Annotated in this window: 12 protein-coding genes; 8 read left to right on the top strand and 4 right to left on the bottom strand. The window is 73.3% G+C overall.

The annotated features are described in order from the left end of the window. Positions 1–140 precede the first annotated feature (140 nt). Together ABZ386_RS24780 and ABZ386_RS24775 are read left to right on the top strand one after the other, a co-directional pair. Positions 141–1871, top strand: a complete 1731-nt coding sequence (locus tag ABZ386_RS24780; RefSeq protein ID WP_351338799.1) for a D-aminoacylase — start codon at positions 141–143, stop codon at positions 1869–1871. After that, complete coding sequence (locus ABZ386_RS24775; RefSeq protein WP_358965865.1) at positions 1868–3319, top strand: aldehyde dehydrogenase family protein; 1452 nt, start codon at positions 1868–1870, stop codon at positions 3317–3319. Before ABZ386_RS24780 ends, ABZ386_RS24775 begins: the two co-directional genes overlap by 4 nt. Before the next feature lie 3 nt (positions 3320–3322). On the opposite strand, the gene ABZ386_RS24770 is transcribed toward ABZ386_RS24775, so the two are convergent. Beyond that, positions 3323–3715 carry a nitroreductase/quinone reductase family protein gene (locus ABZ386_RS24770; protein WP_351338805.1) on the bottom strand — a complete coding sequence of 131 codons (393 nt, stop codon included), beginning with the start codon at positions 3713–3715 and terminating at the stop codon, positions 3323–3325. Between the two features lie 101 nt (positions 3716–3816). Between ABZ386_RS24770 and ABZ386_RS24765 the strand changes: the two genes are divergently transcribed. After that, positions 3817–4644, top strand: a complete 828-nt coding sequence (locus ABZ386_RS24765; protein WP_358966073.1) for an endonuclease/exonuclease/phosphatase family protein — start codon at positions 3817–3819, stop codon at positions 4642–4644. A 43-nt stretch (positions 4645–4687) separates the two neighbouring features. Further along, positions 4688–5200, top strand: coding sequence for a hypothetical protein (locus tag ABZ386_RS24760; RefSeq protein WP_356525251.1), 513 nt, complete (start codon positions 4688–4690; stop codon positions 5198–5200). A gap of 10 nt (positions 5201–5210) precedes the next feature. Here ABZ386_RS24760 and ABZ386_RS24755 read toward each other — a convergent pair whose 3' ends face one another. Then, positions 5211–6725: a CehA/McbA family metallohydrolase gene (locus tag ABZ386_RS24755; RefSeq protein WP_358965863.1), complete on the bottom strand. Its 1515-nt coding sequence runs from the start codon at positions 6723–6725 to the stop codon at positions 5211–5213. Positions 6726–6933: 208 nt separating this feature from the next. Here ABZ386_RS24755 and ABZ386_RS24750 point away from each other — a divergent pair, with 208 nt between their 5' ends. From ABZ386_RS24750 to ABZ386_RS24740, 3 genes are read left to right on the top strand one after another with little or no spacing between them, the layout of a single operon-like run. Further along, a complete protein-coding gene (locus tag ABZ386_RS24750) occupies positions 6934–7788 on the top strand; it encodes an LLM class F420-dependent oxidoreductase (RefSeq protein WP_351338813.1) in 855 nt (284 codons plus the stop codon). A gap of 40 nt (positions 7789–7828) precedes the next feature. After that, positions 7829–8035, top strand: coding sequence for a hypothetical protein (locus ABZ386_RS24745; protein WP_114253654.1), 207 nt, complete (start codon positions 7829–7831; stop codon positions 8033–8035). A 43-nt stretch (positions 8036–8078) separates the two neighbouring features. Then, positions 8079–10664, top strand: a complete 2586-nt coding sequence (locus ABZ386_RS24740) for a bifunctional FO biosynthesis protein CofGH (RefSeq protein ID WP_355715253.1) — start codon at positions 8079–8081, stop codon at positions 10662–10664. A 9-nt stretch (positions 10665–10673) separates the two neighbouring features. On the opposite strand, the gene ABZ386_RS24735 is transcribed toward ABZ386_RS24740, so the two are convergent. Next, entirely contained in the window at positions 10674–12083 is a 1410-nt protein-coding gene (locus ABZ386_RS24735; RefSeq protein WP_356500253.1) for a hypothetical protein, read from the bottom strand. A gap of 18 nt (positions 12084–12101) precedes the next feature. Beyond that, positions 12102–12542: a GtrA family protein gene (locus ABZ386_RS24730; protein WP_351338821.1), complete on the bottom strand. Its 441-nt coding sequence runs from the start codon at positions 12540–12542 to the stop codon at positions 12102–12104. A gap of 123 nt (positions 12543–12665) precedes the next feature. Here ABZ386_RS24730 and ABZ386_RS24725 point away from each other — a divergent pair, with 123 nt between their 5' ends. Beyond that, on the top strand, positions 12666–13664 hold the full coding sequence (locus ABZ386_RS24725; protein WP_355715260.1) for a glycosyltransferase family 2 protein: 999 nt from the start codon (positions 12666–12668) through the stop codon (positions 13662–13664). The last annotated feature ends 58 nt before the right edge of the window (positions 13665–13722 follow it).

Below are 13722 nucleotides of genomic sequence, written 5' to 3'. Positions count from 1 at the left end.
GGACCCCCATCGCGTCGACGCCCTCCTCCGCCTTGCAGCTGCACGCACCAGACCCCGCTCACCGGCGCTGAAAAGCACCGTCGCATTCCTGCGACCTGATCCAAACGACAGGCCCTAGGTACCACCAGGAGGTGCGCCCAGTGCTCGATCACGTCATCAAAGGTGCGACGGTCGTCGACGGGACCGGTGCCGTCGCCCGCACCGCCGACGTCGGTATCCGTGACGGTCGGATCGCCGTCGTCGGCACCGTCACCCAGGAATCCCGCACCACCGAGGACGCCGCCGGCCTCGTCCTCACGCCCGGCTTCGTCGACCCGCACACCCACTACGACGCCCAGCTCTTCTGGGATGCGTACGCCACGCCCTCCCTCAACCACGGGGTCACCACCGTCGTCGGTGGGAACTGCGGGTTCACGCTCGCGCCGTTGCACCCGGAGCGGCCCGAGGACGCCGACTACACGCGGCGGATGATGTCGAAGGTCGAGGGCATGGCGCTGGTGGCGCTGGAGCAGGGGGCACCCTGGAACTGGCACTCCTTCGGGGAGTACCTGGACGCCCTGGACGGGCGGATCGCCGTCAACGCCGGGTTCATGGTGGGGCACTGCGCGCTGCGGCGGTACGTGATGGGGCCGCAGGCCGTGGGCGGGCAGCCGAGCGGGGAGCAGCTCGACGCGATGGTGCGGCTGCTGCGGGAGGCCATGGACGCCGGGGCCTGGGGGCTGTCCACCACCCAGTCGAGGAGCCACTCGGACGGGGACGGCCAGCCCGTCGCCTCGCGGCACGCCCGGCCCGCCGAACTGCTCGCGCTGTCCCGGGCCGTCGGGGAGCACGAGGGCACGCAGATCGAGGCGATCGTCGCGGGCTGCCTCGACCAGTTCAGCGACGCCGAGATCGACCTGTTCGTGGAGATGAGCGCGGCGGCGGGGCGGCCGCTGAACTGGAACGTGCTGACCATCGACGCGGCGGTGCCCGAGCGCGTGCCCCGGCAGTTGCTGGCGAGCGAGCGGGCGAGGAAGGCGGGCGGCCGGGTCGTCGCCCTGACCATGCCGATCCTCACGCCCATGAACATGTCCCTGGGCACGTTCTGCGCGCTCAACCTCATCCCCGGGTGGGGGCCGGTCCTCGGGCTGCCCGTCCCCGAGCGGATCGAGAAGCTGCGCGACCCGGACGTCCGGGCCGAGATGCTGAGGCGCGCGAACTCCAAGGAGGCGGGCGTCTTCCGCAGGCTCGCCGACTTCGGGCGGTACGTCATCGGTGACACCTACAGCGAGGACAACGCCGGGCTGACCGGGCGCGTGGTGCGGGACATCGCCGAGGAGCGCGGCCAGGAGCCGTTCGCGTGCCTGGTGGAGATCTGCGCGAACGACGGGCTGCGCACGGTGCTGTGGCCGATGCCGCCCGACAACGACCCGGCGTCCTGGGCGCTGCGGGCGGAGACCTGGCAGCACGAGGACGTGCTGCTCGGCGGGTCCGACGCGGGCGCCCACCTGGACCGCATGTGCGGGGCGCCGTACACCACCCGGTTCCTCGGGGACTGCCTGCGCGGGCGGAAGCTGGTCGGTCTGGAGCAGGCCGTGCGGATGCTGACCGACGACCCGGCCCGGCTCTTCGGGCTGCGCGAGCGGGGGCGGATCCAGGAGGGCTGGCACGCCGACCTCGTCCTCTTCGACCCCGAGCGGATCGACGCGGGCCCGGCCACCCTGGTGCACGACCTGCCCGGCGACAGCCCGCGGCTGGACTCCCGGGCGCTCGGCGTGCGGGCCGTGTGGGTCAACGGCGTCGAGACGATCCGGGACGACGTGGTGACGGGCGCGGTGCCCGGCCGGGTGCTGCGCTCGGGGCGGGACACGGAGACGGTGAGCACGAGGTGACGGCACGGCAGCCGCTCTTCGTCGGCGGTTCCTGGACGGAGCCGGACGGCGGGCACTACGAGGTGATCGACCCGGCGACCGAGCAGCCCGTCGGGTGGGCGCCGGAGGCCTCCCGGGACCAGGTGCTCGCGGCCTGTGCCGCGGCCCGGGAGGCCTTCGGGCCGTGGTCGCGGACGCCTCCGGAGGAGCGGGCGGCGCTGCTGGGCCGGGCCGCGGCCGTCATCCGGGAGAACCTGCCGGAGTACGCGGAGCTGTCCCGGGCCGAGACCGGCGCGACCACGGGCACCGCACGCGGTCTGCAGGTCGGCGTCGCCGCCGCCCGTTTCCGCCGCTACGCGCGCGTGGAGCCCGCCGAGTGGGCGATCCCGCCGCAGATCAACGAGGCGGGGCCGATGGGGAGGGCGGGCGTGATGGGCGCGCTGGCCGTCCGCCAGCCCGTCGGGGTCGTCGCCTGCGTCACCTCGTACAACAACCCCTGGGCCAACCCGGCCGGCAAGATCGCCCCCGCCCTGGCGATGGGCAACACGGTCGTCGTGAAGCCGGCACCCCAGGATCCGCTGTCGGTCTACCGGATGGCGGAGGCGCTTGAGGCGGCGGGCGTGCCGCCGGGCGTGGTGAACGTGGTGTCCGGCCGGTCGACCGGCGTCGGCGAGGCGGCCGTCGCGTCCCCGGACGTCGACATGGTCAGCTTCACCGGCTCCACCGCGGTCGGGCAGCGGATCGCCGAAGTGTGCGGGCGGGGCATGAAACGCCAGTTGATGGAGCTGGGCGGGAAGGGCGCGGCGGTCGTCTTCGACGACGCCGACCTCGGCTCGGCCGTGGCCGGGATCGGGACCACGTTCTCCTTCTACAGCGGCCAGATCTGCACGGCCCCGACGCGGGTGCTGGCCCAGCGCGGGATCCACGACCGACTGGTCGATCAACTGGCGGCCTACGCAAGCAGGTTGAAGGTCGGGGACCCACGGGAGCCGGACACGGTGGTCGGGCCGGTGATCTCGGCGGCGCACCGGGACCGGGTGGAGTCGTACGTCGAACTGGGCCGCAAGGAAGGCGCGGTGGTGGTCACCGGCGGCGAGCGCCCGGACCTGCCGACCGGCTTCTACGTCGCCCCCACCCTCCTCGCCGACTGCACCAACGCCATGCGCGTGGCCCGCGAGGAGATCTTCGGGCCGGTGGTCGTCGTCATCCCCTTCGACGACGAGGAGGAGGGCGTCGCGCTCGCCAACGACACCGACTACGGCCTGATCGACTACGTCTGGTCGGGCGACGTGGCCCGCGCCTTCCGGGTGGCGCGGCGGCTGCGGGCCGGGGGCGTCGGCATCAACACCGTCGGCCGCAACATGGAGGCGCCCTTCGGCGGGTTCAAGCGGAGCGGCGTCGGCCGGGACGTCGGCTCGTACGCGCTGCACGCCTACAGCGAGGTGCAGGCGATCGTCTGGCCGGGCTGACCCTCAGTCCGCCAGATCGACCCGCACCGTCAGCAGATCCGTCCCGAACGCCCGCACCCCCAGGCTGTTCACCCGGGGCAGCCGCCGCAGCCGGGCCACCGGGTCGTCGTCCGGCAGCAGTTGCGCGGTCCCCTCGTGCCACCGGCCCCGGATCCGCACCCGCACCCGCGGGTCCGCCTTGATGTTGCGCACGTACTGGGAGCGTTCGCCGAACTCCGACACCAGCCAGAAGGAGTCGCCGACGCGGCGCCCGCCCACCGGTGTCCGGCGGGGCAGCCCGGAGACGCGCCCCCTGGTCTCCAGGACCGTCTGGAACGGCAGGCGCCGCAGGAGCGGGTTGACGCGGCGCTGGAAGGCGGTGGTGGCGCGGAACCTCAGGTCGGTGCGGCGGGACATCGTCGGCGTACTCCTTCGCACACAGCTCTCACGGTTTCTCCAATGGTTCCTGCTTCAATGATGCTCCCCTGACGTGGCGGGACGGGAGCGGGTGGCCGGTGGTGCGGATCGTGACCTGGAACCTGTGGTGGCGCTTCGGGCCGTGGCAGGCGCGGCAGAAGGCCATCCTCACGGCCCTGCGGGAGCTGCGCCCCGACGTCGTCGGCCTGCAGGAGGTGTGGGCCGCCGACGGGGAGAACCTCGCCGAGTGGCTCGCCGGTGAGCTGGGCCTGCACTGCGCCTGGGCCGCCTCGCACGCCCCGGAGCGCTGGCGGCGGCGGATCGGCGACCCCACCGTCGACATAGGCAACGCCGTGCTCAGCCGGTGGCCGGTCGTCGACCGGGACGTGCTGCCGCTGCCCGCCCCGGCCGACACGGACGACGGCCGGCTGGCCCTCTACGCCCGCCTGGCCGGCCCCGGCCACGACATCCCCTTCTTCACCACCCACTTGACCTCCCCGGTGCACGCCTCGGCGGTCCGCCGCGGCCAGGTCGCCGCGCTCGCCGCGTTCATCGCCCGGCACCGGGGCGACACCCCGTTCCCGGCCGTCGTCACCGGCGACCTCAACGCCTGGCCCGACTCCGACGAGGTCCGCCTCCTCGGCGGCTACAAGACCGCCCCGGCCGTGCCCGGCCAAGTGCTCCTGGACGCCTGGGAGTACGCCGACCCGGCCGCCCCCTCGGCCACGTGGGACGCGGCCAACCCGTACGTGGCGCCGACCCATGAGCCCAGCGTGCGCATCGACTACATCCACGTGGGCCCGCCCGGCCCCGACGGCCTCGGCCGCGTACAGGCCGTGCAGCGGGCCTGCCATGGCCCGGTGGACGGGGTGTGGCCCTCCGACCACGCGGCGGTCGTGGCCGACCTGGCGGCCACGGACGGCGGCTGATCCCCGGGAGGGGTCCCGGCCGGGGCGGGGTTTCATGGCGGGCATGATGCGCAGAACGTCATCCACCGCCGTCGCCCTCCTCGCCGCCGGTGTGTTCACCGCTCTCACCTCGTGCTCCTCGGACTCTGCGGACGGCTCCGCGGCCGAGGCCCGGCCGGGCGTGTCCGGCTCCGGGTCGCCGGCGACCGGCCCCACGCCGACTCCCACCGAGACGGCCCGGCCGTCGCCCTCGCCGACCGGGCCGTGCGCCGACGGGACGTGCGAGACCGAGGTCGCCGTGGGGGACGTCGTGACGGTGCCGGCCAGGTACGGCCTCGGGCCGATCGAGGTGACGTCGATCACCGGCGACGGGGTCGAGATGGCCGCGCCGCTGACGGGGCCGGGCTACAGCGTTTCGGGCTGTTCCGGTGGCGGCGGCGTGTCGTCGGCGGGCGGCGGCGGCGTCGAACTGCGCTGCGACCGGGGAACCGTGGCGACCATCAACGACGCCATGAGCCTGGAGATCGTCGAGATCCGCGACACCGCCGCCGTCCTCCGGATCGAACCCGCCGGGTGACGTACGGCCCTCACCCCGAGCCGCGCCCCAGGAAGATCGGGTTGGTGAACGCCGCCAACGCCCCCGGCACCGGCCCCGCCGCCGCCTCGTGCCGCAGTTCCGCCCGTACGTACGCCGCGTACGACGGCGTCGTCCGCCACTCGACGACACCCGAGCCGGACACCGGCAGCGGGGCACTGGTGTGCAGCACCCCCTGGTCGGTGACGAAGCGGACCGTGCAGCGCGGGGCGCCCGTGACCTCCAGGCGGACGGTGACAGGGGTGTCGCGGCCGACGGTGAGCCGTTCGCCGATGCCCGCGTGCTCCCCGCGCCCGCCGGACGCCCGGAACGCCAGCTCGACCTTCGCGGACTCGGCGACGTACGACCGTCCCGCCCGGATGCCCTCCTGGATGGCCCGGCGGGTCAGGTCGTCGGCGAGGACGACGGTCTGCGGGCTGCCCACCGGGTCCGGGGCGCGGTGCGCGTCGCTGCTGCCCATCGCCGGGATCCAGTCGCGCCCGTCCCGCACGGACGCCACCAGCATGCTGTCCCAGTCGGCCAGGGCGACCTCGTCGTCGGGCGTGTAGGGGCCGTTCCACACCTCGATCGCGTCGGCCTCGCCGAAGCCGAACTTCCAGTTGCAGCCGACGCAGGTGGCGTGCGGGTGGGCCGGGACGACCAGGCCGCCGGCGCGCCGGATCTGCCGGGCGAACCGGCCGAAGCGGTTGTCGCGGGCCCGGTAGCGCCAGTCGACGAAGGTGCCCGGGTCGGTGCCGAGCGCGACCACGTGACCGTTCCTGGTCGTGATCTCCTCGCCCAGCATCACCAGCAGGTCGTCCCCGGCCACGTCGGCCCAGTGGGCGTGCGCCGCGTGCGTGTTGTGCTCGGAGGAGTTGATGAAGTCCAGTCCCGCCGCCCGGGCCAGCTCGCCGATCTCGGCGGGGGTGCGGCGGCCGTCGGAGTACCAGGAGTGCAGATGGCAGTCGCCCCGGTACCAGGCACGTCCCCGGCCCCTGGCCCGCTCCGGCGGGTACACGGGCTCGACGGCCTCGCCCGGCTCGCCGTACGTCAGCGTGATCGTGATCTCGTACGCGAGGCCCTGCGGGGCGACCGTGTACGGGCCGAGCGCGATGTGCCAGGTGCCCTCGCGCACCGGGCCCGGCAGGTAACCGGGCGTGGCGTCGTCGGCGCGGATGAAGAACTCCGTGCGCGCCCCGCCCGACCAGCCCCGGAAGCCCCGGCCCCCCAGCTCGGTGCCGCGCTCGTCGAAGACGCCGATGTCGAGGGCGTTGCCGGTCGTGCCGGCCGGGACGGTCGGCCGGTCGTAGGTGTAGGCGACCTTGATCTCCCGGACCCCGGCCGGGACCTCGACGGGCACGTACACGAAGTCGGGCGAGCCGGGCGGCAGGGTGCCGCGCACCGTTCTGCTCTCCCGGCCGCCGTCGTCCGCTGCGGCGAAGCTCACGCTCCCCAAGGTAAGCGCGGCGGCCGCTCCCGTCACGAACAGCGCCCGCCGACCGGGCCCGCCGCGGTGGTCCTCGCACATGCTGCTGCTCCCAGGTGTCGTCGGTGACGTGGCACGGGCGGTGCAGGGTGGTGCGTGGGAACTCTTGTAGTCCCCCGTGAACTGGCGTGCAAGGGAAGGGAATCCGCCGACGCTGATCCGCGGAACAGGCCGGGACACCAGCCGGGGCATCACAAGAGTCCGACCGGTCGGTATGGACAGTCGGGTCTCCCTCGGGTAGAGATGGCCCATGCGCATCGCCGTGACGATCTTCCTCACCGACGAGACGATCACTCCGACCCGGCTCGCCCGGGAGCTGGAGGAGCGCGGTCTCGCCGGGCTGTACCTGCCCGAGCACACGCACATCCCTGTCGAGCGGACCACCCCGTACCCGGCGGGCGGGGAGCTGCCGCGCGAGTACGGCCGTACGCTCGACCCGTTCGTGGCGCTCGGCCAGGCCGCCGCCGTCACCGAGCGGCTCGGGCTCGGCACGGGCATCACGCTCGTCGCCCAGCACGACCCGATCGACCTGGCCAAGCAGGTCGCGACCCTGGACCACCTCTCCGGCGGCCGCTTCACCCTCGGGATCGGTTTCGGCTGGAACGTGGAGGAGGCCGCCGACCACGGCGTCCAGTGGCGCACCCGGCGCGAGCTGGTCCGGGACCGGATGGGGCTGATGCGGGCCCTGTGGGCGGAGGAACCCACCCCGTACGAGGGGGAGTTCGGGAGCGTACGGGCGAGCCTCGCGCACCCCAAGCCCGTGCAGCAGCCGCGCGGCCCGGTCGTCGGCCCGCGCACGCTGCTCGGCGGGGCCGCCGGGCCCAGGCTGTTCGCCGACATCTGCGCGTACGCCGACGGCTGGCTGCCCATCGGCGGACGCGGCCTGTCCGAGTCCCTGCCGCGGCTGCGCGCCGCCTGGACCGAGGCGGGCCGTGACCCCCGGGCCCTCCAGGTCGTCCCGTACGCCGTTCACCCGACCCCGGGCAAGCTCGCCCACTACGCCGACCTCGGCATCGAGGAGGTCGTGGTGCAGCTGCCGCCGGCGGGGGAGGCGGAGGTGCTGAAGGCGCTGGACGGGCTCACGCGATATCTTCCAGGTACCTGACAACCCGGTCGGGGTGACATGGGGGGAGCAGTACAGCGTCATGAGGATCGCCTGGTTAGCGTGGCTCGGGCGGCATTTCGCCGAGTACGGCTACAGCCAAGGCCTGTTGCGCGGCGCGATCGGCACGCTCGCGGTCCTGGTGACCGCCCTGCTGGTCTGGTTCACCCTGCAGCGCCACAGGCCCCTCGCCGTGGTCCTCAGCGGTCTCGTCTCGGCCCTGGGCATCGGATGGCTGGCCTTCCACTGACAGGGCTCGGCCCTGTTGATCAGCGCACTCGTATGCTCGAAGGATGACGACTTCCGCGACCTCCGGAACCGGCCCCACCGAGAACTCCCTGCGTCGCGCCCTGAAACGGGCCAGGGACGGCGTCTCCCTCGACGTCGCCGAGGCGGCGGTCCTGCTCCAGGCCCGGGGCGAGCAGCTGGAGGACCTGTCGGCCTCGGCCGCCCGGGTGCGGGACGCGGGCCTGGAGGCGGCCGGCCGGCCCGGCGTCATCACGTACTCGAAGAGCGTCTTCATCCCGCTGACCCGGCTGTGCCGGGACAAGTGCCACTACTGCACGTTCGTGACCGTCCCCGGCAAGCTCCGCCGGGAGGGCCACGGGATGTTCATGTCCCCGGACGAGGTGCTGGACATCGCCCGCAAGGGCGCCGCCCTCGGCTGCAAGGAAGCCCTCATCACCCTCGGCGACAAGCCCGAGGACCGCTGGCCCGAGGCCCGCGAGTGGCTCGACGCGCACGGCTACGACGACACCCTCGCCTACGTCCGTGCCATCTCCATCCGCATCCTGGAGGAGACGGGCCTGCTGCCCCACCTCAACCCGGGCGTCATGTCCTGGACCGACTTCCAGCGCCTCAAGCCCGTCGCGCCGAGCATGGGCATGATGCTGGAGACCACCGCGACCCGCCTGTGGTCGGAGCCGGGCGGCCCTCACTACGGCTCCCCGGACAAGGAGCCCGCCGTCCGCCTGAGGGTGCTGGAGGACGCCGGGCGGTCCTCCGTCCCCTTCACCTCCGGGGTGCTGATAGGCATCGGCGAGACCTACGAGGAGCGCGCCGAGTCGCTGTTCGCGCTGCGCAAGGTCTCCCGCGCTTACCACGGCGTCCAGGAGCTGATCATCCAGAACTTCCGCGCCAAGCCGGACACGGCGATGCGCGGCATGCCCGACGCGGAACTCGACGAACTGGTCGCCACGGTCGCCGTCGCCCGCCTCCTCATGGGCCCGAGCGGCAACATCCAGGCCCCGCCCAACCTCGTCGACGACGAGTACGAGCGGCTGATCCGGGCCGGTATCGACGACTGGGGCGGCGTCTCCCCGCTCACCATCGACCACGTCAACCCCGAGCGGCCCTGGCCGCAGATCGAGCAGCTCGCCGAGAAGTCCCGCGCGGCCGGTTTCGAGCTGCGCGAACGGCTCTGCGTGTACCCGGAGTTCGTGCGGCGCGGCGAGCCCTGGCTGGACCCGCGGCTGCGCCCGCACGTGGCGGCCCTGGCCGACCCGGAGACGGGCCTCGCCCGCCCCGACGCCGTGCCGGTGGGCCTGCCCTGGCAGGAGCCGGAGGAGGTCTTCGTCGCCTCCGGCCGCACCGACCTGCACACGACCATCGACTCCGAGGGCCGTACCTCGGACCGCCGGGACGACTTCGACGAGGTGTACGGCGACTGGGGCGCCCTGCGCGAGGCCGCCGCCCCGGGCATGGCACCCGAGCGCATCGACACCGACGTACGCGAGGCCCTGCGCACCGCCGCCGACGACCCGACGAAGCTCACCGACGACGAGGCCCTGGCCCTGCTGCACGCGGACGGCCCGGCGCTGGACGCCCTCGCCCGCGTCGCGGATGACGTACGGAAGTCGGCCGTCGGTGACGACGTGACCTACATCGTCACCCGGAACATCAACTTCACCAACGTCTGCTACACCGGCTGCCGCTTCTGCGCCTTCGCCCAGCGCCGCACCGACGCCGACGCCTACACCCTCTCCCTGGATCAGGTCGCCGACCGGGCCCAGCAGGCCTGGGACGTGGGCGCGGTGGAGGTCTGCATGCAGGGCGGCATCCACCCGGACCTGCCGGGCACGGCGTACTTCGACATCGCGCGGGCCGTGAAGGAGCGCGTCCCCGGCATGCACGTGCACGCCTTCTCGCCGATGGAGGTCGTCAACGGCGCGGCCCGTACCGGCATGTCGATCCGCGAGTGGCTGGCCGCCGCCAAGGAGGCGGGCCTGGACACCATCCCGGGCACGGCCGCCGAGATCCTCGACGACGAGGTCCGCTGGATCCTCACCAAGGGCAAGCTGCCCGCCGCCGACTGGATCGAGGTCGTGACGACGGCCCACGAGCTGGGCATCCGGTCGTCCTCGACGATGATGTACGGGCATGTGGACCAGCCGCGCCACTGGCTCGGGCACCTGCGCACCCTCGCCTCCATCCAACAGCGCACCGGCGGCTTCACCGAGTTCGTGACCCTGCCGTTCGTGCACACCAACGCGCCGGTGTACCTGGCGGGGATCGCCCGCCCGGGCCCGACCATGCGGGACAACCGCGCGGTGACGGCCATGGCCCGGCTGCTGCTGCACCCGCACATCCCCAACATCCAGACCAGCTGGGTGAAGCTGGGCACGGAGGGCGCGGCCGAGATGCTCCGCTCCGGCGCGAACGACCTCGGCGGCACGCTCATGGAGGAGACCATCTCCCGGATGGCGGGCTCGTCGTACGGCTCGTACAAGTCGGTCAAGGACCTCATCGCGGTGGCGAACGCCGCGGGCCGGCCCGCCAAGCCCCGCACCACCCTCTACGGGGAGGTCCCGGAGGAGCGGCAGCGGGCCGCGCGGGAGTCGGACGGGCACCTGCCGGAGCTGCTGCCGGTGCTGGACTGAGGCGACCGGCTACTGCCCCCCGGCGTCCGCCGGCTGGTGCGCCGTCAGGGCGCGGCCGGCCGTGGCGCCGGGGGGTGCCGGTGGCGGGGGAGGGGTGCGCCGGCCGAGCCGGAGGAGCAGCAGGCCGAGGGCGCAGGCGATCGCGGGCCAGTACAGGTAGCGGTAGTTCGTCGCGGGCATGATCGGGAGATAGCCCAGGATGTAGGCCGCCGAGCTGATGCCGAGCGCCCGGACGGGCATCGCGAAGGTGCCCTTGCCGGGGCGGATCGCGAGCACCAGCGCGACGGCCAGCCAGAACCAGCCGCGGAACAGCCACCGCAGGTCCGTGGCCATGCCGGTGACGTACGTGTCGAGCATGTCCTCCAGCCGGGGGTGCGCCACCTCGATGCCCTGGTCGTTGCGGCTGACCCCCGGGTGGTACGGATAGCCGGTCTCGAACAGCAGGCTCGTGAAGAGCCGCAGCCGGTACTGGACGTAGTGCGGCACATGCCCGCTCATCTCGCGCAGCCACAGGGACGTGATCTCGTCCGAGTCGCCGCGCAGCCCGTCCGCCGGGCGGTCGTAGCAGGCCCAGTAGGCGTCCGACAGGGCCCCGACGCGACGGCATTCCCGCGCGGCGGCCACGAGCCGGTCCCTGAGATCGGGTGACACGTCCGCCGACCGCAGCTCGTCCGCCCCCAGCACGTGCACCAGGTCGTCGATCATGATCTGCGCGCCCTGCTTGGTCTGCAGCGGCTGCGCGAACAGGGAGATGGCCGCGGCGGGCACGACGAGCGCGGCCGCGAGCGCCGCCGCGCACGTCACCCACGTACGGCGCCCGGGAGCCCGCCACAGGGCGAGGACGAGCATCACGAAGACGGGGAGCGCGGCGACGAAGGCGTTCTTGCGCACGAGCATGGCGTAGGCGAGGAACAGCACGCCCAGCCAGAGCAGCGCCCAGCGCACGGCCGGACGCGGGCGGGTGTCCCGCAGCCGCAGCCCGGTGAACGCGACCGCGCACGCGGCGAGCAGCGCGAACGCCGCGTGGACGTCCTTCCACACCACCCCGGCGAACGTCAGCACGAACGGCGTCAGCCCGAGGCCGAGCACGGCGAGCGAACCGCCCCGGCTCCCGGTCAGCCCCCACACGCACCAGGCCAGCACCCCGAGCGCGCCCCAGAAGACGACGGCCTGGACGACGAGCAGGGAGGTGATCGAGCCGGTCACGGCGATCAGCGCCCGCCACACCAGGCTCAGCACGGGCGGATGCCAGTCGGTCAGGGGCCTCTTGCCCTCCGCCTGCTGGAGCTGGTCGAGGCTGTCGGGACTCAGGTACCCGGGGGCGAAGACGAGGATCGTGGCCAGGCAGCAGACCGCGGCGACGGCGGCCAGACTCCACGTCCAGCGCTGCGCGAACGGCAACCGCCCCTTTTGTCCCATGTGCCGGATGCTAACGGCTCAGGGTGCGACGAACACGTAGCGCCGGTAGGCGTAGAAGCGGAACAGCGTCGCCAGGGCCCAGCCGAGGATGCGGGCCGTGTTGTCGCTCAGCGCCGAGTCGAGCCCGAGCAGGTTCCGTGAGGCGAAGACCGTGCCCGCCGTGATGGCCAGCCCGACCCCGTTCGCGACGAGGAACAGGGCGAGTTCGCGGCTCACCTGCTCGCGGTGCTGGTGGCGGTAGGTCCAGTAGCGGTTCCCGGCCCAGCTGAACAGGGCCGCCGCGCCGGTCGCGACGACCGACGCCTGGACGGGGGCGTCCCGCATCGCCCCGCCCCCGGCGCCGCCGGGCAGTCCGAAGACGAGCAGGTTGTAGCCGCCGTTGTCGACGACGAACGCCAGGGCCCCGACGACGCCGAACTTGGCGGCCTCGCGCCAGATGCCCCGGAGGGTGTCGCGCACGCGCAGTGTCACAGATGCGAGGACCGGCACACGGCGAGCGTAACGACCCGGCGCGCCCTCACCGCCCAGACGCGCTCATATCGCATGATTTCCTACCGAACGAGACATCGGTCCGGGTGAGGAGTGGTCGTGGAACCGACGATCGCGTGTGTCGTGCCGTGTCACAACGAGGAGGCGGCCGTCGGCAAGGTCGTCCGCGACCTGCGCGCGGCCCTCCCCGAGGCCGACATCTACGTCTACGACAACGCCTCCACCGACCGCACGGTGGAGATCGCCCGGGAGGCGGGCGCGATTGTCCGGACGGAACCCCGCAAGGGCAAGGGCAACGTCGTCCGCCGCGCCTTCGCCGACGTCGACGCGGACGCCCTGCTCCTCATCGACGGCGACGACACCTACGACGCCTCCCGCGCCCGGGACCTCGTGGACCTGCTCTTCGAGGGGCCCTACGACCAGGTCGTCGGCGCCCGCCGGGTGACGGTCGACGGGGCCTACCGGACCGGGCACGCGGCCGGCAACAAACTGCTCACCGGGGCGGTGCGGTCGCTGTTCGGCAACGACGTGACCGACATGCTCAGCGGCTACCGGGTCTTCTCGCGCCGGTTCGTGAAGTCCTTCCCGGCCCTGGCCCGCGAGTTCGAGACCGAGACCGAGATGACCATCCACGCGCTGCACCTGCGGCTCCCCACGGCGGAGGTCGTCGTGGACTACCGGGTCCGGCCCGCGGGCGGCGAGAGCAAGCTGCGCACCTACCGGGACGGCTGGCGCATCCTGCGGGTCATCCTCGACCTGGCGCGCCGCGAGCGGCCCTCCCTCGTGCACACCCTGGTCGCGGGCGTGCTGGCCCTCGTCTCGGTCATCCTCGGCATCCCCGTCGTCACCGAGTTCGTGCGGACGGGCAGCGTGCCCCGCCTGCCCACGGCGGTGCTCGCCGCCGCGATCATGACCATCGCGGCGCTCGTCCTGCTCGTGGGCTACATCCTGGAGTCGCTCACGCACATGCGGCAGGAGCAGTCCCGGCTGGTGCACCTCGCCTACCCGGCGCCGGTGCGCACCCCCCGCTACACGGCCCACGGCGCCGGCACGGGCCCCGTCCCGGTCCGCAAGCCCCTCGGCGGGCCCTGAGCCTCCGAGCGACCGGCACGCGCGCAGTACGATGATCGGAACCCCGGGTGTGCGGGGT

This window comes from Streptomyces sp. NPDC006140, from assembly GCF_040628815.1.
Lineage (GTDB): Bacteria > Actinomycetota > Actinomycetes > Streptomycetales > Streptomycetaceae > Streptomyces.
Note: the sequence above shows the minus strand (reverse complement) of the source record. Positions and strands in the feature narration are given on the sequence as shown.

Bases quoted from the DNA above. Each gene is read 5' to 3' on its own strand.
- ABZ386_RS24770 (WP_351338805.1), bottom strand. From the start codon at position 3,715: ATGTCCCGCCGCACCGACCTGAGGTTCCGCGCCACCACCGCCTTCCAG.
- ABZ386_RS24760 (WP_356525251.1), top strand. From the start codon at position 4,688: ATGATGCGCAGAACGTCATCCACCGCCGTCGCCCTCCTCGCCGCCGGT.
- ABZ386_RS24755 (WP_358965863.1), bottom strand. From the start codon at position 6,725: ATGTGCGAGGACCACCGCGGCGGGCCCGGTCGGCGGGCGCTGTTCGTG.
- ABZ386_RS24750 (WP_351338813.1), top strand. From the start codon at position 6,934: ATGCGCATCGCCGTGACGATCTTCCTCACCGACGAGACGATCACTCCG.
- ABZ386_RS24745 (WP_114253654.1), top strand. From the start codon at position 7,829: ATGAGGATCGCCTGGTTAGCGTGGCTCGGGCGGCATTTCGCCGAGTAC.
- ABZ386_RS24740 (WP_355715253.1), top strand. From the start codon at position 8,079: ATGACGACTTCCGCGACCTCCGGAACCGGCCCCACCGAGAACTCCCTG.
- ABZ386_RS24735 (WP_356500253.1), bottom strand. From the start codon at position 12,083: ATGGGACAAAAGGGGCGGTTGCCGTTCGCGCAGCGCTGGACGTGGAGT.